This window comes from Staphylococcus marylandisciuri (assembly GCF_025519785.1).
In the GTDB taxonomy this organism is placed as follows: domain Bacteria; phylum Bacillota; class Bacilli; order Staphylococcales; family Staphylococcaceae; genus Staphylococcus; species Staphylococcus marylandisciuri.
The window spans coordinates 32,195-54,721 of record NZ_JAOPKZ010000014.1 but is presented as its reverse complement, the minus strand read 5'-3'; the positions used below and the strand labels follow the sequence as shown (position 1 = coordinate 54,721).

The following is a 22,527-nucleotide window of genomic DNA, read 5'->3' as shown; positions in this document are numbered from 1 at the left end:
GATTAGCTGATGTATTACAGTAAAGCGGTCGTGACATAAATGTTAGGATTTGAACGTAACTGAACGTTGAGCAGAATTATTTTTCAAATTATTGTCGAATGGTGAGCGTGTCTGTCGAAAACCCTGCTTTTGAGACACCGTTAATCGATTACCTTGAGCACGACCACTTTTTAGACTCAACCGCATTATATAACTAACTAATTAGGCTTTGATCAGATAAAAAAGCGGTTATGGAAATTAACAACTTCCACAACCGTATATCAGCATAAATATTATTTTTTATTAAACAATGCTCTGCGAGAAGCATTAACTCTACCGTGATGATCTATTTCTGTAACTTTAACTCTAATTGTATCTCCTATTTTTAGGACATCCTCAACACGATTAATTCGTTCATTAGCGATTTGTGAAATGTGCACTAGTGCATCTTTACCTGGGAATAATTCAACAAACGCTCCATATTTTTCGATGCGCTTCACTTTGGCATCGTAGACTTGACCTACTTCTGCCTCGCGAGTTAGTTCCTCAATGATTTCTCTCGCTCTATGAATTGCATTCTGATCTATAGCACCAATAAAGATAGTACCATCTTGTTCAATATCGAGCTTAACCCCAGTTTCATCGATAATTTCATTAATCTTCTTACCACCTGGTCCAATTACATCTCTAATCTTATCAGGAGAGATGTTCATCGTTTCAACTTTAGGAGCGTAAGCACTTAATTCTGAGCGTGGCGTGTCTATAGTATCCATCATATGATTTAAGATTGTTAAGCGACCTTCACGAGCTTGTTCTAAAGCTTCTTGGATAATTTCTTTCGTCAAACCATCTATTTTAATATCCATTTGAATCGCAGTGATGCCTTTTGCTGTCCCAGCAACTTTAAAGTCCATATCACCTAATGCGTCTTCCATACCTTGAATATCAGTAAGAATTGTATAGTCATCATCATTCGTCACTAATCCCATGGCAATACCTGCTACAGGTGCTTTAATAGGTACCCCTGCATCCATCAATGCAAGTGTAGAACCACAAATTGAAGCTTGGGATGAAGAACCATTTGATTCAAGAACTTCACTTACTATACGCACTGTATATGGGAAGTCTTTAGTGTCTGGAATAATGTAACGTAGAGCGCGCTCACCTAAAGCACCGTGGCCAATTTCGCGGCGTCCGGGAGAACGTACAGGGCCTGTTTCACCTACAGAGAAATTAGGGAAGTTGTAATGATGCATAAACCTTTTTTCTTCTTCTTCTCCTAAACCATCAATAAGCTGGAACTCACTTAAGGCACCAAGTGTTAAAACTGACAGTGCTTGTGTTTGACCACGTGTAAACAAGCCAGAACCGTGAGCACGAGGTAATAGACTAACTTCTGATTCTAATGGGCGGATTTCATCAGTCTTACGTCCATCTGGTCGAATCTTTTCTTCAGTTATAAGACGTCGAACTTCCTCTTTCACCAAATCACCGAAGATAGTAGCTACCTCAGCAAGTAAAGATTCATTTTCTGGATCTTCTTCATCTTCAAATTCACTAAGCACTTCATTCTTAAGTGCTTCTAAATTGTCATCTCGTTGCTTCTTATCAAAAGTGAGAACAGCTTCTTTGAGGCCCTTCTCATGAGTAAGTTGAGTGACTTGTTCTATAAGTGACACATCATCTTGTGGTGGCACGAACTCTTGTTTTTCAGGCTGAATATGCTCGATTATTTCTTCTTGAAAGGCAACTAATCGTTTGATTTCTTCATGTCCAAAGAAGATGGCATCAAGCATTTCCTCTTCTGTGATCTCGCTTGCTCCTGCTTCTACCATATTTACGGCGTCTTTATGTCCAGCTACCTCTAAATCTAGACGAGAGGTCTCTTGTTGTTCCGCAGTAGGATTAATCACATACTTCCCATCTATAAAACCTACATTGACACCTGCAATAGGTCCTTGAAACGGAATATCTGACACGCTTAATGCCATAGAAGAACCGATCATAGCCGCCATTTCAGGTGAACAATCAGGATCCGCGCTCAATACTGTATTCATTATTTGTACATCATGGCGATAACCTTTAGGGAATAAAGGACGAATAGGTCTATCAATTAGACGTGCAGTAAGTGTAGCTTCGTCACTAGGTCTACCCTCTCTTTTTTTGAAACCGCCTGGTATTTTACCCGCAGCATACATTTTCTCCTCAAAGTTTACCATTAACGGGAAAAAGTCCGTATCTCGAGGTTCTTTTGAAGCCACAGCTGTAGAGAGTACGACTGTATCTCCATAGCGTACTAGTACTGCACCATTTGCTTGTTTAGCTAATTGACCTGTCTCGATAGTTAGTGAACGATTGCCCCACTCTGTTTTAAATACTTTCTTCTCTTGAGACATTATAATTCTCCCCTCTAACATCTATTATTTCTATCATATCATTTATGATCACTTTTTTATATTGCTTTCTCATATTTCACTAAGTGATTAGTAATTTTTTTTAAAGTTTATAGTTTAATACTCATAGAACACGCACATACCATTCAATAGAGAGGTCGGGACAAAAGCGATTAGGATGTGACAACAAAGAGAAACTGGGACATAATGTAATGTCTCAACCTCTTTCAGCATCTTGGCAGTAGATGACTGATTTGAAAATGCGCTTGTATCAAGCTTTTTTCAATTCTAGTCATCCTTGCCGGGGCGGGACTACGAAATCTTTTTATTCAAATTAGATTTCTGTCCCGCTCCCGAATCGTGAGTATTTCAGTCGAAAACCCTGCTTTTAGGACACCGTTAATCACTTTCCGTGAGCACAAATCTTTATATCTCAACCGCATCCAAACGAACTGAATTTAAATCACACTTCTTACGCATGGTAGCTAGTTGGATCTATTAACTATGCACGTGTAGGTAATCACACTGTTGTAACATGATGAATCATCTTAATTTAAACCATTTAATCTCCTAATATATACAAATCTCTTTTAAAAAGCTTAAATAAAAAAGAGCCCTCGAATGCACTATAGTTCTGATAATAAAGCTATAGTGCTAGGGCTCCATGAAACAAACATGATCATTATACTTCTATAATCCTCAATGTTGTCTCGAATATAATCAATATTAACGACGGATGCCTAATGATTTAATTAGGTTACGGTAACGTTGAATATCTTTTCTACGTAAATAGTTTAATAAATGTCTACGACGACCTACCATTTTTAATAGTCCACGACGTGAATGGTGGTCTTTTTTGTGCTGACGTAAATGATCATTTAACGCAGAAATTTCTGCAGTTAATACAGCAACTTGTACTTCTGGAGAACCAGTATCCTTTTCATGAGTACGGTACTCTTGAATAAGTTGATCTTTATGCTCTTGTGAAATTGCCATTTAAAAATTCCTCCTAAGTATAATAATTATGCTCCTTAAACTGAGCAAGACGTCGGAGTTTCAATCTGCCAAGTATAAGGTGCTTACAGCGAATAATTAGAGCCTTAAAATGTATCTCTAATACTTCGACTTAAATATTATAAGTCATTTCATCGCCAAAATCAACTGATAATAAATGCTTTGCTTGTTCGGTGTCTTTATTCATTTGTTCCACAAGTGGATCAATGCCGTCAAATTTAATTTCTGGGCGAAGGAAGTGATGCCAATAAACTTCTACACGTTCGCCATAAATATTCTCATTAAAATCAAACAGATTAACTTCAATTACTACTTGAGCTTGGGATGGATCGTGAAATGTAGGTTTCACGCCTACGTTAGCCACGCCACGATACAGTTTATTACTTGAACCTAGCAGCATGCTTACAGCATAAACACCTTTTTTAGGAAAGACGTAGTCATCACTTGGTTGCACATTAGCTGTTGGGAAGCCAATTGTGCGCCCTCTCTTTTCTCCTTGAACCACAGTACCTTTAATTCGATAGCGATAGCCGAGTTGTTCATTAGCTTTCTGCAGATTACCCTCTTTTAATGCAGCTCTAATAGCAGTGGTAGAAATCTTCTCGGATTCCATTTCTTGTTTACTGACTATAGTGGTATTGAACTCATCCATCTCTTGTAAAATCATCATGTTACCTTTGCCGAACTTACCAAATGTAAAGTCAAAACCAGCTATGACTTCCTTAACATGATTCTTTAATATATAGTCATTGATAAAAGTTTCAGAGGTCACGCTAGCGAACTTAGATGAAAAGTTAATAACTATACAGTAATCGATATCATATTGTTTGAGAATTTCTATTTTATCACTTATAGGAGTAAGGTAATCGGTGCGTTTGCGCTTGGGATTGAGCACCACTGAAGGATGAGGATCAAAAGTCATAACAGCCTTCTTCAAGTTCTTCTCTTGAGCTACATCATTTAACGCTTGAAATACCTGATCATGACCACGATGCATTCCATCAAAAAAGCCAAAAGCCATCGCTACATCATCTTGAATATATTGATCCTCTCTAATTGGATGCGTTATTTCAATAACTTTCATATTATTACTCCTTTAGTTAAAAACTTTCTTCGGTTTAATTTCATCCCTTTGAGTAGGATGAGGTGTATAGAGGGCGAGTACTTTGTTAGTAGTGCCATCTAGTAAGACAACAGTTTCACTAATTTCTTCTTTAAATAGGTCTCGTTTAAACTTTTGACCATTTTTAATTTGTTTCTTCATTAGTTCATTAGTGATAATAATATGTGGTAACCCTTTCACCCCATATTCTATCGGATAGAGTGCATCTTGTAACGAGTCGTGCTCAATGTGCTCTTTAACATCCTCGAGACGCTTAGCGTCATCAAGTGTAAAGCCACCACTCGCTAGTCGAGTTAATTTCGACATATGTGCAGGTAGACCTAAAATTTTACCAATATCAGTCGCTAAAGTTCTTATATACGTTCCTTTTCCACAAGTAATATCAAGACTAAAATAACATAAATCGTCTTCATAATGTAATTCTGAAACACGTTTAATACCTTTTATGTAAACCTGTCTTACTGGACGCTCTACAGTTTCTCCGTTACGAGCATATTCATATAGCTTTCTTCCATTAACCTTAACCGACGAATACATAGGTGGGACTTGTTCAATCTTTCCTCTGAAATGCTTCAAAGCCTCATCAACCTCTTGTTCTGATAAAGTACCAGCAGATATAACTTGCTTGTCTATTATTTCGCCGGTTTGATCTTCAGTAGTGGTTGACATACCAATCGTAACCGTTGCGCGGTAAGATTTCCCCATTTCCATAATGTAATCGCTAACTTTAGTAGCGGAACCGATACACACAGGTAGCACGCCATCAACTTCAGGGTCGAGCGTTCCAGTATGACCGATTTTCTTAGTCTTTAATATCTTTCGTAATTTAAATACTACATCGTGACTAGTTAACCCTCGTTCTTTATAAATTGGTAGAATTCCATGATACACAGCACTCATCTCCTTAATTTATATGCTACACATGAAAAAACTGGAACGAAAAATCACCATAATTTTGTTCCAGTTCTACTAATAGTCAGTCGTTTTTATGCAAGTCTTGTATTAACCTTTCAATCTTATTTCCGTACTCAATCGATTCATCATAATCAAAATCTAATTCTGGAACTACACGAAGACGCATTCTAGAACCAAGTTCGGATTTAATAAATCCTTTGGCCTTCTCAAGACCTTTAAACGTTTTTTCGACTTCTTCTTTACTTCCCAGTACTGTTAAATATACTTTAGCCTGTGATAAATCATTGGTTAGATGCACATCTGTAATGGTTAAAAAACCGATACGAGGATCTTTCACTTTATTATTAACGATATCCATTATTTCTTGTTTCATTTGTTCTCCAACGCGTTCAGCTCGTAAATTCAACTTATTTCACCTCGTTCGTCTTTGCTTATAATTATTGTACCTCAAGATTATAAACTAAGAAAATTCTTCTAGTCAATATTAAAGATTTAAGGGTTTAAGCATCGTCTCAAACAACTCAGAAATGTCATTATTTTGCGATTTACATGCTGAAGGGAGGTCGAGACAAAAAGCGTTGAGGATTTGGGGAGGGGGCCCCAACACAAAGAAACTGGTAATTCAGTTTCTACAAGCACTGCGAGTTGGGGTGGGGCCACAACACAGAGAAACTGGTAATTCAGTTTCCACAAGCACAGCGAGTTGGGGGGGACGACGAAATCTTTTTATTCAAATTAGATTTCTCTCCCGCTCCCGAATCGTGAGCGTTTCTGTCGACAATCCTGCTTTTGGGACGCCGTTAATCGGTTTCCCAGAGCACAAAAGCTTTATGTCTCAAACCCATGCATTCAAGAGGTTAGAAACTAAGTGGCAATTTAATAAGTTACTAGAAAATGCATACTATCACTTGTGTAATCTAGTTATCCTTCTTTGAGTATAACCGCGTATGAATAAGTTATTTCAATAATGATAAGGTGTGGTAGTATAACTTAATCCAAGCAGTTATGACTCCCACACCTATTCTAATTAAATGAATTTTATCTTTCTACTTCCACCATTTCGAAAGCTTCAATAATATCGCCTTCTTTAATGTCATTATAATTGGCAATAGTTATACCACATTCATAGCCTTGCGCTACTTCTTTAGCATCATCTTTGTAACGTTTCAATGTATCCAGTTCACCTTCAAATTGTACTACATTATCTCTGATAACACGGACACCTGCGTGACGAACTATCTTACCATCTATGACATAACTACCTGCAATAGTACCTACTTTAGATACTTTGAAAGTTTGGCGAACTTCAGCCTGACCAATAACTTTTTCTTCAAATTCAGGATCGAGTAAGCCTTTCATTGCAGATTCTATTTCTTCAATAACGTTGTAAATAACGCGGTGTAATCGCATATCCACATTTTCAGCTTCTGCTGCACGTTTTGCACCAGCATCAGGTCTAACATTAAATCCGATAATGATACCGTTAGATGCGTTTGCTAAAGTTACATCAGATTCATTAATAGCACCAACAGCAGTGTGGATAATTCGAACATTGACACCTTCAACATCAATCTTCATTAACGAAGCAGATAAAGCCTCTACTGATCCTTGAACATCACCTTTGATGATCACATTAAGGTCTTTCATCTCACCCTGTTTCATCTGCTCAAATAAGTTATCTAGAGAGACGTTTTTACTTTCTTGACGGTGTTGAATGACGCTTTCTTCTCTTCGTGCTTCACCGATACGACGTGCTTGCTTCTCATCTTTAAAGACTACAAAACGATCTCCAGCTTGAGGCACATCATGGATACCTGTGATTTCGACTGGCGTCGATGGACCTGCAGCTTTAATGCGTTGTCCTAAATCATTTACCATCGCACGTATACGACCATAAGTATTACCAACTACCAGTGAATCTCCAACATGAAGCGTACCATTTTGGACAAGTAATGATGCTGATGGACCACGTGATTTATCTAGTTCGGCTTCGATCACTGTACCTACAGCTTGCTTTTTACTATTAGCTTTCAACTCTGATACTTCAGCAACTAGACCGATCATTTCCAATAAATCTTCTATTCCATCACCACTTAATGCAGAAAGGGGTACGAATATAGTGTCTCCACCCCAATCTTCAGGGATTAAGCCATATTCAGTTAACTCCTGCATAACGCGATCAGGATTAGCTGTCGGTTTATCAATCTTATTGACTGCCACGATCGTAGGAACATCAGCTTCTTTAGCATGGTTAATCGCTTCTATAGTTTGCGGCATAACACCATCGTCAGCAGCTACAACTAATATAGTAATATCAGTAACTTGAGCTCCACGGGCACGCATAGTAGTAAAAGCAGCATGTCCTGGAGTATCGAGGAAAGTAATATCTTTACCATTATTTTCAATTTGGTAAGCACCGATATGTTGTGTGATACCTCCAGCTTCTCCTGCTGTCACTTTAGTATGGCGGATTGAATCGAGTAAAGTCGTCTTACCATGGTCAACGTGCCCCATAATAGTAACTACTGCTGGACGTTCTGACGCTTCTGGATCTTCAGATTCATCTTCAAAATAGATTGATAAATCTTGCTCATCAATAACTTCTTCTTTTTCAACTTTTACTTCATAATCATCGGCTATCAGTTCAACAGTTTCATCGTCTAAAGCTTGGTTAATATTAGCCATAATGCCTAATAAAAATAGCTTTTTAATGATTTCTGAAGACTCAACATTTAATTTTTCTGCTAGCTCTCCAACCGTTATGCCCTCTTGGTAGGTAATTTGAGAAGGTTTTTCTTTTACCTCAGGTCGAGCATTTGTATTTTTTTGTTGCTTGTTTTGTTTGTTATTTTTCTTATGTTGTTTCTTATTCTTAGATTGGTGTTTATTACCTTTGTTGTGTTGTTGATTAGATTTATTGTTATTTGAGTTATTTCTTTTATTATTTTGTTTCTTATCGTTCGAAGAGTTAGCTTTATTTTTATTGTTGCCGTTTTGCTCTTGTTTATTACTTTTGGAATTAGTAGTTTGCTTTTTATTATTTTCATGCTGTTTATTAGTCTGTTTTTTCTTTTGAAGAGATTTATTTTTTTGGTTTTGCTGAGCGTGATTATGTTGAGCAGATTGCTTTGTATTAGATGATTCATTAGAAGAATTTTTACTATATAACTTATTAAGCGCTTGTATTTGATCATCTTCTAGCGCTTGCATGTGGTTTGAAACCTCGACATTCATCTTTTTTAATTCGTTGATCACGTCTTTACTTTTTAAATTCTGTTCTTTCGCATACTCGTAAATTCTTTTTTTACTCATATAATCACTCCTTACGTTATTCATCGATCATTGACAATAACTTTTTCGCGAATCCTGCATCCGTTATACCAATATTCACTCTCTCTCCTTTACCAAGTGCTTGACCTAATTCGCTTCTAGTTCCATAAAGACGAATATCTACTTGATAGCTATCACATTTGTTCTGCATGAGTTGTGTGGTATTTATAGAAGCATCACTTGCCACGATTACAAGCTTAATGTTCTTTTTCTTTAGTTCAGATAAAATGACGGATTCACCCATTTTAACTTTACCCGCACGCATAGCTAAACCTAAGAATTGAGAAATGTTGTTACGCATTATTTAGGAATATCTTCGCGGTAAATTAGTCGAATGATTTCCTTATAAACAGGATCTAGCGTCTCGGCATCTGTCTTAAAGAACTTCTCTAGGACTTTATCTTGTTGCGCTTTTTCAATCATGCCGACATCTTTGGAGACATAAGCACCTCGCCCCTGTTTCTTACCTGTAGCGTCCGCAAAGATTTCTCCTTCTTTATTTTTTACTACTCGGATCATGTCTTTCTTAGGTTGCATTTCATTCGTAATTATACACTTGCGCATTGGAATTTTTTTCTTTTTCATCTCATTAATCACTCCAACTTACTTCTCAGTGTCTTCTGATGTTTCTGCCTCTTCTGTTTCATTTTCGTTAGCGATGATTTCCTCTCCAGTTGAATCTTCATCGAACTCATCTGAAGCATCTCCATCTTCTTCTATAATTTCTGCTATAGGAGCATCTTCAGTAGATAGAGATTCTGGTTCTTCTACTAATACATCATCTGACTCATCATCAGCTACTGGATATAAACCTTCTTCTCTAGCATCTGATTCTGATTTAATATCAATTTTCCAACCAGTAAGTTTAGCTGCTAATCGAGCGTTTTGTCCACGTTTGCCTATGGCTAACGACAATTGATAGTCTGGAACGACTACGATTGTTGATTGCTCTTCTTCATCCACAATGACTTCAAGAACTTGAGATGGACTCAAAGCATTTCTCACAAACACTTTAGGATCTTCGTCCCATTGAACGATATCTATCTTTTCGCCACCTAGTTCATCAACTACCGCTTCAACACGTGATCCTTTTGAACCAACACAAGATCCAACAGCATCAATATCAGGATTGTCTGCATGCACGCTTATCTTTGAACGATCTCCAGCTTCACGCGCTACAGATTTCACTACCACTGTACCATCGAAAATTTCTGGAACCTCTTGCTCAAACAATCTTTTAAGCAACCCAGGATGACTACGTGATACGTAGATTTGAGGGCCTTTCGAAGTTTGTTCAACCTTGTTAACATAGACTTTTATTCGTTCATTAGGAATGTACTTCTCATTTGGACTTCTCTCAGCTTCAGACAACACGGCCTCAGTTCTACCTAAATTAACATATACATATCTGTGATCCACGCGGTCAATTAAGCCAGTCATAATATCTTCTTCTTTATCGATAAATTCATCATAAAGAATTTCTCTTTCTGCATCTCGGAGACGCTGCATAACAGCCTGTTTAGCCGCCTGAGCACCCACTCGTCCGAAGTCGTTAGGCGTTACATCTGCTTCATAAATATCGCCTACTTCATACGCTGGGTTTTTCTCGAGCGCTGTGCTTAATTCTACTTGGTCACGATGATCAGAAACCTCTTCCACAACATTTTTACGAGCTACCACTCTGAACGTACCTTCATCCATGTTAAGTTCAACTCGCACATTTCGCGCTGCATCGTAATTCTTTTTGTAGGCCGTAATAAGAGCAGCTTCTATCGCATCTATTAAGATTTCTCTAGGAATCTTCTTTTCTTTTTCTAAATATTCTGTTGCTAATAATAATTCGTTATTTGACACAACTGTCCCTCCTTACCAAACTATACCATAACTGCATGCCGTGCTTTGGCAATCTTATTTCTTGGTATCTCAACCGTTTTCTTTTTAGCTTTTTCTTTAACTTCAATTTTAATGACATCGTCGACTACTTCTTGCAGAATACCTAACCATTCTTTTTCACCTTCGATAGGTGCATATAAAGAGACGTAAACAGGGTGACTCACTGCACTTTGAAGGTCTTGACTATTTTTAATGGGTCTTTCCGCACCAGGTGAAGCAACATCTAGGTAGTATGCTTGTGGTATTGGGTCGTGTTCATCCATGACTTCACTGATCTTCTCAGATGCAGTAGTGCAGTCATTTAAATCTACGCCTCCTGGTTTATCGATAGACACCCTGAGAAAATGGTCTTTTCCTTCTTTAGTAAATTCAATATCTACAAGTTCAAAGTTTAACTCTTTAAGCACAGGTCGTATCAATGGCTCGACTTTCTCACTAATCTTACTCATGCGTGCCTCCTTTTTGACAAATAGAAAAGAGCGGGGTGAACCCACTCTTCGTTCCTGAGTTTAATCTTTTAACATAATAATTATATCACAATAGCATAACCGTTACAAATTTGAACTAGAAAGTGGGGTAGGCCTTATTGATTTCATAATCGCTCCCAAGAATTTAGGGGGGGGAATGGTTGTATGACGACTCCATACACGACTAAAAGCACATCACTCGCACATTTAAGACTAAGAGAACTACTGCGCAGTTACATAATTTGTAACATTAACATAGCTCTAGTGTTCATGTTCCTACCCCTACATATCAAATATAGATAATTGAGCTTTGTCAGGAAGACCTGAAAGCGAACCGAGATCATCGAGGTACTCAATCACTTTTTGAGAGACGCCGGCTTTCTTATTAAGCTCTTCTTTGGATAGGAATGGTCCCTCTTCACGTGCTTCGACGATTCTCTTTGCAACGTTCTCGCCTAATCCAGGTACTGCGATAAATGGCGGAATAAGTGAATCTCCTTCAATAATAAATTCAAAAGACTTACTCTTTTCTAAACTAATCGGTTGTATGCGATAACCGCGTTGAGCCATTTCATTTACTATCTCCAGTACTGTAAGCGTGTCCTTTTCCTTTTTACCTAAGTCCATGTAGCGTGAATACATATCTTTAACGGTTTCGCGAATACCATCCTTATCTTTAATCATAGTTAGCAGATCGAAATCTGAGGCACGTACAGTAAAGTAACTAGCGTAATAATAAAGAGGGTAATGCACTTTAAAATACGCAATTCTTACTGCCATTAATACGTAAGCTGCCGCATGTGCTTTAGGAAACATGTATTTTATCTTTCGACATGAATCCATATACCAATCAGGTATATCATTGTCTACCATAGCTTCTACCATATCATCTGTTAGACCTCTACCTTTACGGACAAATTCCATAGTTTTGAATGCCAATGGTGGCTCCATACCGTTATACATGAGATAGACCATAATGTCATCACGACAACATATAACGCTAGATAGATCACATGTTCCAGATCGAATTAGGTCTTGCGCGTTCCCTAGCCAAACGTCTGTCCCGTGAGATAGCCCTGAAATACGCACAAGTTCGGAAAAAGTATCGGGCTTAGTATCCTCCAACATTTGTCTAACGAAACCAGTACCAAATTCAGGCACACCAAATGTTCCTGTCTTACATAAGATGTCATCTTCAGTAACACCTAATGGGGCTGGAGAACTAAAAATACCCATCGTTTCCTTATCATCTACTGGTACTTTTTTAGGATCGATACCTGATAAATCTTGCAACATCCTAATCATTGTAGGATCATCATGACCGAGAATATCAAGTTTTAACACGTTATCATGAATAGAGTGGAAATCGAAATGTGTGGTCATCCATGCTGCACTTTGATCATCTGCAGGGTATTGTACCGGAGTAAAATCATATATATCCATATAGTCTGGTACGACGATTATGCCTCCTGGGTGTTGGCCCGTCGTCCTTTTCACTCCTGTACACCCTTTGACTAAGCGGTCAACTTCTGCCCCACGTTTATGAATTCCTTGATCATTTAAATAACCTTTAACGAAGCCGAACGCCGTTTTCTCAGCCACAGTACCTATTGTACCTGCTCTAAACACCTTATCTTCGCCGAACAAAACTTTCGTATAATTGTGTGCTTCAGGCTGGTACTCACCACTAAAGTTTAAATCGATATCAGGTACTTTATCCCCTTTAAATCCTAGGAAAGTTTCGAACGGAATATCTTGTCCTTCTTTAATTAACTCACAACCACAATGCGCACAATTCTTGTCGGGTAAATCAAATCCGGAGCCAACAGAACCGTCATTAAAGAATTCACTTTCTTTACAATTTGGACAAATGTAATGAGGAGGAAGAGGGTTTACTTCAGTAATTTCGGTCATCGTTGCTACGAAACTAGATCCTACAGAGCCACGCGAACCTACTAAGTAACCGTCATCCAAAGATTTTTTCACTAACCGTTGAGAGATGAGATAAATTACTGAGAAACCATTACCTATAATACTTTCCAATTCTTTTTCTAAACGATCGATAACGATTTGAGGCAAGTCTTCACCATATAGTTTTTTAGCATTTGAATAACTTAATTCTCTAATTTCTTCATTTGCCCCATCCATTCGTGGCGTGAACAATTTGTCCTTAATAGGTACTACTCGCTCTATTCTATCTGCCATCTCATTAGTGTTATCTACTACAATTTCTTTAGCTTTTTCTGCACCTAAAAAGTGGAATTCGTCCAACATTTCATCAGTCGTTCTGAAATGCGCTTCTGGCAATGTCGTTCTATTCAAAGGATTGCCTGGTTGTGAAGCAATCAATATTTTACGCGCTACTGCATCATGTTCAAATAAGTAATGCGCATTACCGGTCGCGAGTACAGGAATTTGATTAGCTTGTGCCGCTTCTATAAGGCGTTTATATATTTCGTGTAGCGTCGCGTCATCACGCACTAGCTCTCGATCTATTAAATCTCGATATAGCGCTGGTGGTTGAACCTCTATAAAGTCATAGAATTTAGCGATACGCTCAACCTGTGACTGATCCTTTTGCATAACAGCAGTAAATACTTCACCTTCATCACAAGCACTACCTACGAGCAAACCTTCCCGATGCTCATTGAGTACCGACCTAGGAATTCTCGGTGTTCTGTAGTAATACTTCACGAGAGACTGACTGACGATCTTAAACAGGTTCTTTAACCCTTCTTGGTTTTGCACGATTAGCGTGACATGACTCGGACGAGCTCTCTTATAAGCTTCGTCATTCGTCAGAGTTTGGTTGATATCTAGATGGTTCTTTACATTCAGATCTTCGAGTTGCTTTAACATTTTAATAAATATATAAGCTGTCGCTTCGGTATCATAAATAGCACGGTGGTGTTGAGTGAGCTCTACTCCATACTTTTTAGCTAGAAAGTTCAAACCATGCTTGCCATATTCGGTATTAACTGTACGAGATAACTCTAACGTATCGATGACACCGTTTGTAGATTCACCTAAACCAGCACGTTCAAAGCCAGTGTCGATGAATCCCATATCAAATGAGGCATTATGGGCTACGTAGATAGCGTCCCCTACCCACTCTTTAAACTCTGTCAATACATCATCGATATCAGGAGCATCAACTAACATATCATCGGTTATGTGAGTTAAATTCTTAATCGTGTCAGATAGTTTTTCATGAGGGTTACTAAAGCGTTCAAACTTATCTATAATTTCACCATCTTGAACCTTCACTGCAGCTAGCTCTATTATCTTGTCATATTGGTTTGAAAGACCAGTTGTTTCGACGTCGAACACCACGTATGTGGCCCGCTTTAAGTCTCTATCTGTAGGTTTGTATGCTATTGGAACACCATCATCAACTAACATACCCTCCATGCCATATATCATTTTAATACCGTGTTGCTCAGCAGCATTATGGGCATCTGGAAATGCCTGAACCACATTGTGATCTGTAACAGCTATCGCTTTGTGACCCCACTTAGCTGCCTGTTCTACATACGAACTAATATGTGGAATTCCATCCATTTGACTCATGGAGCTATGTAAATGGAATTCAACTCGTTTGTCCTCAGCTTTATCTTGTTTCGGTGCTTTCTTGATCTCCTCAATACTATTCATCATCATAACTAAGTCTCTAACAAAGCTATCTTCTTCTATTCTACCTTGTGCCCGGACCCATTTGCCTTCACTTAGCGCTTTAAAATGAGCTAAGTCATCTTTGTTTTTACGGGTAAACATTTTTAGAACTAAAGAGTCTGTATAGTCCGTAACCTTTAGTTCTACTATGTGACGACCACTCTTCAGCTCTTTCAGATTAATATCAAATATAACTCCTTCGATAGCTACCTTGAACTCTTCTTCAACAATAGAATCAATAGGTCTTACGTCTTCAATTTGAATAGATTTACCAATCTGACATTTGTCGACCGTACTTTCATTATTATCTTGTTGTTTCGCTTTTTCTGCTTTTATTTTTTCAAGCTTTTCAGTTGTTTCGCGCGCTTTTTCTTCATCTTCACGTTGAATATGAGCTTCAAGCGATGCTAAATCACTATCGTTATCGCTTTCATCTGTTTCGAACACAACCCGTTTAATATTAAATCCGCACTGTTGAAAAGCCTTAACTAAGCTGCCATTGCATGCTTTGTCAAAATGATTTCGCTCAATGTCATTATTACAAACTACTTTAATTGCGTCGCCTGACATAATAAGTTTCTTTTGTTTTAATTGTCTTTTAACTTGAGGAGATAATTTAGTTTCATCAATACAAGTAGGAAAATACTTTAAAACGTGTTCATCTTGCGCTGAAGTATCTCTAATTATGAAATTCCATCTAACTGTAGCTATAGTGCTAAATTCTTCTTGAAGGGCATTAGTAAACAGCAAATAATCTTCGTTGGATAGAAAGCGAGGCAAAGTGATTTGAAATTCCCACGTGCGTTGGCGATTTGAAACATCGACACGTGTTAGCTCACTATTCTCAAGTATATCTTTTTCTAATTGATTAGCTATTTTTAATTGGTCGGCTAAAATTTTAAATCTTTCTTGTTTAGTCACAGGCATGACAAAACCACCTTATAAAAATTTGAAGGTCACCTTAAAATGAAAAATATTATTTCAAAATTTTACAATAAACATTAAATTAACGTCGGGACGAGCGCATTTAGGGTTTGAACAGAACCGAACGATGAGCAAAATTGTATCTAAATTGTGCCGACTCGTGAACGTTTCTATCGACAATTCTGCATTTGAAATACCGTTAATCAGTTGGGAGCGGGACAGAAATCTAATTTGAATAAAAAGATTTCGTAGTCCCGCCCCGGCAAGGATGACTAGAGTTCTCATTATTACTCAATCATGCAGTTATAACTAAGTAGCTACATCACTAGTAATACGAAGATTAAAGTATATTAAACCTAGCCCCTCTTCTCATTATTTAATTAACCTGTTCATATAATTCATCTACATAATCGTGAAGCTTATCGATATGTACTTCTTGACCTTCACCGTTATCTCTTCGCTTAACTTCTACTATGCCTTCTCCAGCATTTTTACCTACTACGATACGAACAGGTAAACCTATTAAATCTGCATCATTAAATTTAACGCCCGGACGCTCTTTACGGTCATCATACAATACATCATACGCTTGAGTTAATTGACCATATAGCTTTTCTGCTAACTCTCTTTGTTCATCTTTTTTAGGATTAATAGCAATGAGATGGATATCATATGGCGCAACTGATTTAGGCCAAATAATGCCCTGCTCATCATGATGTTGCTCGATGATAGCACTGAGTGTACGAGATACTCCGATACCATAACAACCCATAAGAAGTGATTGCGCTTTCCCTTGGTCATTAAGTACAGTGGCATTCATAGCTTCAGAATATTTATTACCTAACTTGAACACTTGGCCCACCTCAATACCTTCAGCAAAGCGTGCGGGTCCTGACCCATCAATTAAGGGCTCTCCTTCTAAAATATAGCGGAAATCATCATACGCTTCTACGATAAAATCTCTGCCAACTTGAGCATTGATAAAGTGATAACCATCTTCGTTAGCACCTACAACAATATTTAGTAAATCTTGTATACTATTATCTGCATACACCTTAATTGATTTATCTGTGACTGGACCTAATGAGCCCGGATGAGCTCCTAGAAGATTATAAACTTCAGCTTGAGAAGCAAGTTCGATCTGATCAGTACCAAAGTAAGCTTTAAGCTTGATATCATTCACTTCATGATGGCCCCTAATAAGCAATAATATAAATTCTCCATCAACTTTAAACACCATCGTTTTAGTGACTTCGTCTAATGATTTATCCAGGTGATCAGCGAGCGCTTGAGCTGTAGTGATATTTGGTGTAGCTATTTTCTCTAGTGTTGCAGCTGCCTCATCTTTATGATTAGGTGTATATTTAATCTCAGCTTTTTCTATATTAGCTGCATAATCACTATTTTCACTATAAACAATAGTATCTTCACCTATCTCGCTTAATGCCATAAATTCGTGCGTATGACTCCCACCGATAGCACCTGAATCAGCTACAACTGGTCTGGCATTTAATCCTACGCGTTTAAATATACGGCTATATGCTTCGTACATTTGATTATATGTTGTATCTAATGACGCCTCATCAATATGAAAAGAATAAGCATCTTTCATGATGAATTCTCTACCTCGTAACAACCCAAATCGAGGGCGTTTTTCATCACGAAACTTAGATTGAATTTGGAAAAGAGTGAGCGGTAGTTGCTTATAAGATTTCAACTCATCCCTAACTAGAGAAGTTACGACTTCCTCATGAGTAGGTCCAAGTGCAAATTCACGACCATGTCGATCTTTCAATCTCATCAACTCTGGGCCATAAGCTGACCAACGACCTGATTCTTCCCATAGTTCTGCTTGTTGTAAAGCAGGCATAAGTATTTCCACAGCGTCAATACGTTCCATCTCTTCACGTATAATAGTTTCGATATTATTAAGCACGCGCGTAGCTACTGGTAGGTAGCTATAAATACCACTCGTGCTCTGTTTGATTAATCCTGCTTTAAGTAGCAAACGATGACTAAGCGCTTCAGCACTCGCTGGCACTTCTTTCATAGTTGGTATAAAAACTTTAGACTGTTTCATACTTTTGCCTCCCTAAATTATAAGAAATAACGTTGTATATCATTCCATGTCACGCATATCATAACGATCAATACAAATACAGCACCAATTGCTATCATCGTAGTCTCTGCCTTTTTATTGATTGGCTTTCTAAATATCGCTTCGTAAATAACAAATAGAATTCGTCCACCATCTAGAGCAGGTACAGGTAACAAGTTCATTAAACCTAGATTGATACTTAGCATTGCAGTCATGTTAATTACATTAAATATGCCAGTTTTCACTACAGAATCAACATGATGATAAATACCTACTGGACCATTTAACATATCGAATGAAAATTGACCAGTAAATATACTAGCTATCATCCCTACTATAGCAGTAAATATAAACTTCCCTGCTATTAAAGTTTTTTCAACACCCGATAATAAAGGTTTGAATAATGTGTGTTCTGTTTGAGCTTCAATACCCAGTTGATAAAGTGTTTCCTTATTAAACTTGCTTTGTTTATATACTTTCTTCTTCGGAGTGATGTGGAATGATTTTAATTTACCATCTCGTTTAACTTCAATTGTAGTTGAATGGTCTTTAACTTTAGTAGTTGCAGCCCGCAAATCCTTCTGATCAGAGACTTTATAATCGCCTAATTTTACTACTTTATCTCCAGATTGTAGACCCGCTTTCGCCGCAGGTGATCCTTTCTCAATACCAGCTACACCATTAGTTGGAGTTCCTTGGTAATACGCTAGCCCTATAAATAAAATAAGAGTGAGTAAAAAGTTAAATAAAGGACCTGCAATAAGCGCTAAAAACTTTTGATAAGGTTTCTTATAAGTAAATTGACGGTGCTTAGGTGCTATTTGCACTAAGCTACCATTTTCGACAAAATATGCTTTCTTAGCGATATTAAAATGATGACGCTCTTGATCATAAGCTGTTACACCTTCAACAAATAGACCTTCTTTAAAATCACAATTTTTGACTTCGATGGCTTCTATTTTTTGAAATTTATGATGATCATCCAAAATGATATGGGTGATCTCTCCGTCATCATTTAATTTGATCTTAACATGCATTCCAGGTTGAACTGGCGGCTCTTCCAAACCATCTCCAGCCATGCGAACGTAACCACCCACTGGCAATAAACGGATGGTATAAAGCGTTTCACCCTTGCGGAAGCTTAATAATTTAGGACCCATGCCTATTGCGAATTCAGGACACATAATACCTGCTCTCTTAGCGAAGAACATGTGCCCGTATTCGTGTACGGTAACTAAGACGCCAAATACTATGATGAATGCTAGTATCGTAATGAGATAACTCAAATCCATACACCTCAAAATTTTTATTTTACTTACTATAAGTTCATTGAATTTATTTAAACACTATTTCCTAATTATCCAATTTGTAAATTTACTATAGACTATATAAATTATAAGAGTATAACGCTTCTCTGTCTACTACCGATTTGTTGTTTGATGGTTTCAAATGGAATAGGAGTGAGACAAAACTTCTTCTCTGAAGCTTCTAATCTCACCCCCTCGAATTTAGTCGCTTAACAGTTTATATTTGTACCAATAATATATTCAACAGTGGTAGCACAAACATAAAGCTATCAAAGCGGTCTAATATACCGCCATGACCAGGTAATATTCTTCCAGAATCTTTAACACCAAAATGACGTTTAAATCCAGATTCAACTAAATCTCCCAGTTGTCCAAACATACTAAGTATTATGGTAAAGATGAGCAATAACCACGTAGCAATATTAAAATCTACGAATATCATCATAATGAGCGGAACTACTAGGCTACACAGTAAACCACCGAGAAAACCTTCAATCGTTTTATTAGGACTTATCACTGGCCAAAGTTTATGCTTACCTATTAATCGACCAAAAATGTAAGCTCCCGTATCAGTTAACCACACGACTAAAAATGCAAAGAGTATGTAGTGTAAACCTTCTGCGCGTGTTGTATAAAGATACATAAAACCAATTCCCACATATGCGATAGACATGAGGCAAAACGCCGCGTCCATAAAGCTAAATCTATTCTTAGACAACACAGTATAACTGAGCAGAACAAAACTCATAGCTATGAGCGACTTAAATTGAACCTGATCTACCCAGTGACCTGCATTCTGAGGTAGCATGATAATGAGTAATCCTAAGGCACTAATAATTCCTGGTATCGATAAAAACCTAATCATATTCATATTTAATAATTCTTTCAAAGCAATAAAAGCTAATAGATAAGAAAATAGCATTAATATGACCCCACCCTTTAGCAGGATAGGTAAAAATATGATGAGTGCGATGATGGCAGTTAACGTTCTTACTTTCATATTTATCTCCTATCTATCACAAACCGCCAAAACGTCTTTGGCGATTCTGATATATTTTTAGACACTTGATTAGCTCCTCACTATCAAAGTCAGGCCATAACTTTTCATTAAAAATAAATTCACTATATGAGACTTGCCAAATTAAAAAGTTACTAATGCGTTGCTCACCAGATGTTCTGATCAATAACTCTGGGTCAGGATAACTTTTTGTCATCAAGTTAGACGATAATAGTTCTTCATCGATGTCATCAATTGCGATCTCCTTAGCTTGAACTTTCCTATATAGCGCTTTAACTCCGTCGACTATTTCAGCTCGTCCACCGTAGTTCATAGCAAAGATAAGTTTCAATCCTGTGTTATTTTTCGTTTGATCTTTAGCTTGTTCAATAGCTTTAAGCGTCGAGTTAGGTAAGTTAGAAATGAATCCAATAGTTTCAACTTTAACATTCTTCTCTATTAATTCGGGTAGAAAAGTCTTTAGGAAATCTACTGGTAAATTCATAATGTAATTAACTTCACTTTCAGGCCGTGTCCAATTCTCAGTAGAAAATGTATACAAAGTTAAATATTCAATTCCTAAATCGCTCGCTTGTTTAGTTATCGTCTTAACAGTTTGCATCCCTTGGTAATGACCTTTTATCCTAGGCATTTTTCTCTTTTTAGCCCAACGTCCATTACCATCCATTATAATAGCTACATGCTTCGGTATATTATGTATATCTAATTCCTGTAGATCTATATTAGACGACGTTTTTTTCTTATTTCTAGACTTTTTGAACATGGTACTTCCTCCGAGCATTATCATCTCTGTTTAACGTAAAGGTTATGCGTACATTTAACTTCCATTTTATCATACAAACCTAGTGGGTTGAATTAACAAAATAAAAAACTGTACCAAAGTATGATTTTGCTACAGTCTTTAAGCGTGAATGAAAATGACCGCTACTATAATATGTATTCATCATAAAAAATAATTGCTCGTCATCATTATAAAACGAGGAGCAATTGCCCTCTATATTTAAATTTGGACAATTACTCCTTAAGTTCAATTAAATTAAACAGACATGATGTCCTCTTCTTTTTCATCTACAAGTTGATCTATTTCTTTAATAGAGTCGTCAGTCGCTTTTTGTACATTATCTGTTTGCGTCTTCAAGTCGTCCTCTGTAATCTCTCCGTCTTTCTCTTGTTTTTTAAGGGAGTCATTGACATCTCGACGAATATTACGTACTGAAACTTTAGCGTTTTCGCCTATTTTTTTCACTTCTTTAAACAGCTCTTTACGGCGTTCTTCAGTTAAAGCAGGTACTGTTATACGAATAACTTCACCATCGCTCGTTGGGTTAACACCTAAGTTAGCTGCGTTAATAGCTTTCTCGATATCCTCTACTGAACTTTTATCATAAGGTGAGACTACAAGTAAACGCGCTTCAGGTACGCTAATGCTCGCAAGTTGTTGAATAGGAGTTGGCGCTCCATAATAATCAACTGTAACTCCATTTAACAAGTTAGAGTTTGCTCGTCCTGCATTAATATTTGCAAGTTCACGAGACAAGCTATCTATAGATTTCTTCATTCTAGCTTTAGTATCTTTAATAATGTCACTCATTTATTTACACCTCTATTATTTAGTAATTAATGTTCCAATGTCTTCGCCAAGAACTGCGCGTTTTATATTGCCTTCTTCCATAATAGAGAAGACATTAAGTGGAATATCATTATCCATACAGAATGATGATGCAGTAGAATCCATTACTTGTAAGCCTTCTTGCAACATTTGGATATGAGTGAGATGCTCATATTTCTTTGCACTAGGATCAATCTTAGGATCAGCAGAATAAACACCATCTACATTATTTTTACCCATTAAGATCACATCTGCTTCAACTTCTGCTGCTCGTAAAGCAGCAGTTGTATCGGTAGAGAAGTATGGATTACCTATGCCAGCTGCAAAGATAACCACACGTTTCTTCTCTAAATGTCTGATAGCTCTTCTACGAATATAAGGCTCAGCAACTTGTTTCATTTCAATTGAAGTTAATACACGAGTATCACAATCTAGCTGTTCTAAGCTATCTTGTAAAGCTAGAGCATTCATCACAGTAGCTAACATTCCCATGTAATCAGCTGTCCCTCGATCCATTCCTAGGTCACTGCCCGTTTTACCTCTCCAAATATTGCCACCGCCGACAATCACAGCGATTTCGCAATCCATCTTAGCTACTTCAGCTACTTGTTGTGCTACACTTTTAATTATAATTGGATTTATACCGAAACCATCGTCTCCAGCTAATGCTTCACCACTTAACTTTAGAACTACACGTTTATATTTAGAAGTTTGAGCCATTGTACTATCCTCTCATTGTAAAAATATGTAATTGCACTGATTAGTGATATACTTCTGCATTGATA

The 22,527-nt window shown here is 37.4% G+C and carries 19 protein-coding genes; 1 reads left to right on the top strand and 18 read right to left on the bottom strand.

From position 1 onward, the window contains the following. Window positions 1–42: 42 nt before the first annotated feature. The 6 genes from N9R04_RS08910 to rbfA form a co-directional block, all read right to left on the bottom strand. Complete coding sequence (locus N9R04_RS08910; RefSeq protein ID WP_262856434.1) at window positions 43–186, bottom strand: hypothetical protein; 144 nt, start codon at window positions 184–186, stop codon at window positions 43–45. 86 nt (window positions 187–272) lie between these two features. Continuing rightward, the gene (gene pnp, locus N9R04_RS08905) at window positions 273–2,375 is read right to left on the bottom strand and encodes a polyribonucleotide nucleotidyltransferase (RefSeq protein WP_262856433.1); all 2,103 of its coding nucleotides are present in this window, start codon (window positions 2,373–2,375) and stop codon (window positions 273–275) included. 723 nt (window positions 2,376–3,098) lie between these two features. Beyond that, a complete protein-coding gene (gene rpsO / locus N9R04_RS08900; RefSeq protein WP_262856432.1) occupies window positions 3,099–3,368 on the bottom strand; it encodes a 30S ribosomal protein S15 in 270 nt (89 codons plus the stop codon). Window positions 3,369–3,498: 130 nt separating this feature from the next. After that, entirely contained in the window at window positions 3,499–4,470 is a 972-nt protein-coding gene (locus N9R04_RS08895; protein WP_262856431.1) for a bifunctional riboflavin kinase/FAD synthetase, read from the bottom strand. Between the two features lie 12 nt (window positions 4,471–4,482). Next, window positions 4,483–5,400, bottom strand: a complete 918-nt coding sequence (truB, locus tag N9R04_RS08890; protein ID WP_262856430.1) for a tRNA pseudouridine(55) synthase TruB — start codon at window positions 5,398–5,400, stop codon at window positions 4,483–4,485. 85 nt (window positions 5,401–5,485) lie between these two features. Next, window positions 5,486–5,830 carry a 30S ribosome-binding factor RbfA gene (rbfA, locus tag N9R04_RS08885; protein WP_262856429.1) on the bottom strand — a complete coding sequence of 115 codons (345 nt, stop codon included), beginning with the start codon at window positions 5,828–5,830 and terminating at the stop codon, window positions 5,486–5,488. Window positions 5,831–6,074: 244 nt separating this feature from the next. Here rbfA and N9R04_RS08880 point away from each other — a divergent pair, with 244 nt between their 5' ends. Beyond that, the gene (locus N9R04_RS08880) at window positions 6,075–6,359 is read left to right on the top strand and encodes a hypothetical protein (protein ID WP_262856428.1); all 285 of its coding nucleotides are present in this window, start codon (window positions 6,075–6,077) and stop codon (window positions 6,357–6,359) included. Window positions 6,360–6,462: 103 nt separating this feature from the next. Here the strand turns inward: N9R04_RS08880 and infB are convergent, their stop codons facing one another. The 12 genes from infB to pyrH form a co-directional block, all read right to left on the bottom strand. After that, complete coding sequence (infB, locus tag N9R04_RS08875) at window positions 6,463–8,736, bottom strand: translation initiation factor IF-2 (protein WP_262856427.1); 2,274 nt, start codon at window positions 8,734–8,736, stop codon at window positions 6,463–6,465. Window positions 8,737–8,752: 16 nt separating this feature from the next. After that, window positions 8,753–9,055: a L7Ae/L30e/S12e/Gadd45 family ribosomal protein gene (locus tag N9R04_RS08870; protein ID WP_262856426.1), complete on the bottom strand. Its 303-nt coding sequence runs from the start codon at window positions 9,053–9,055 to the stop codon at window positions 8,753–8,755. Continuing rightward, window positions 9,055–9,339 carry an RNase P modulator RnpM gene (gene rnpM, locus N9R04_RS08865; RefSeq protein ID WP_262856425.1) on the bottom strand — a complete coding sequence of 95 codons (285 nt, stop codon included), beginning with the start codon at window positions 9,337–9,339 and terminating at the stop codon, window positions 9,055–9,057. The genes N9R04_RS08870 and rnpM overlap by 1 nt, the downstream gene beginning before the upstream one ends. Before the next feature lie 18 nt (window positions 9,340–9,357). Further along, window positions 9,358–10,608: a transcription termination factor NusA gene (gene nusA, locus N9R04_RS08860; protein WP_262856424.1), complete on the bottom strand. Its 1,251-nt coding sequence runs from the start codon at window positions 10,606–10,608 to the stop codon at window positions 9,358–9,360. A gap of 20 nt (window positions 10,609–10,628) precedes the next feature. Continuing rightward, a complete protein-coding gene (gene rimP, locus N9R04_RS08855; RefSeq protein WP_262856423.1) occupies window positions 10,629–11,096 on the bottom strand; it encodes a ribosome maturation factor RimP in 468 nt (155 codons plus the stop codon). Between the two features lie 300 nt (window positions 11,097–11,396). Continuing rightward, window positions 11,397–15,713, bottom strand: a complete 4,317-nt coding sequence (locus N9R04_RS08850; protein ID WP_262856422.1) for a PolC-type DNA polymerase III — start codon at window positions 15,711–15,713, stop codon at window positions 11,397–11,399. 373 nt (window positions 15,714–16,086) lie between these two features. Then, complete coding sequence (locus N9R04_RS08845) at window positions 16,087–17,790, bottom strand: proline--tRNA ligase (RefSeq protein ID WP_262856421.1); 1,704 nt, start codon at window positions 17,788–17,790, stop codon at window positions 16,087–16,089. A gap of 17 nt (window positions 17,791–17,807) precedes the next feature. Next, the gene (gene rseP, locus N9R04_RS08840) at window positions 17,808–19,094 is read right to left on the bottom strand and encodes an RIP metalloprotease RseP (RefSeq protein WP_262856420.1); all 1,287 of its coding nucleotides are present in this window, start codon (window positions 19,092–19,094) and stop codon (window positions 17,808–17,810) included. A gap of 238 nt (window positions 19,095–19,332) precedes the next feature. Then, a complete protein-coding gene (locus N9R04_RS08835) occupies window positions 19,333–20,115 on the bottom strand; it encodes a phosphatidate cytidylyltransferase (protein WP_262856419.1) in 783 nt (260 codons plus the stop codon). 16 nt (window positions 20,116–20,131) lie between these two features. Further along, window positions 20,132–20,896, bottom strand: coding sequence for an undecaprenyl pyrophosphate synthase (gene uppS, locus N9R04_RS08830; protein ID WP_262856418.1), 765 nt, complete (start codon window positions 20,894–20,896; stop codon window positions 20,132–20,134). A gap of 273 nt (window positions 20,897–21,169) precedes the next feature. Continuing rightward, complete coding sequence (gene frr / locus N9R04_RS08825) at window positions 21,170–21,724, bottom strand: ribosome recycling factor (protein WP_262856417.1); 555 nt, start codon at window positions 21,722–21,724, stop codon at window positions 21,170–21,172. Window positions 21,725–21,739: 15 nt separating this feature from the next. Then, the gene (gene pyrH, locus N9R04_RS08820) at window positions 21,740–22,462 is read right to left on the bottom strand and encodes a UMP kinase (RefSeq protein WP_262856416.1); all 723 of its coding nucleotides are present in this window, start codon (window positions 22,460–22,462) and stop codon (window positions 21,740–21,742) included. Window positions 22,463–22,527 lie beyond the last annotated feature (65 nt).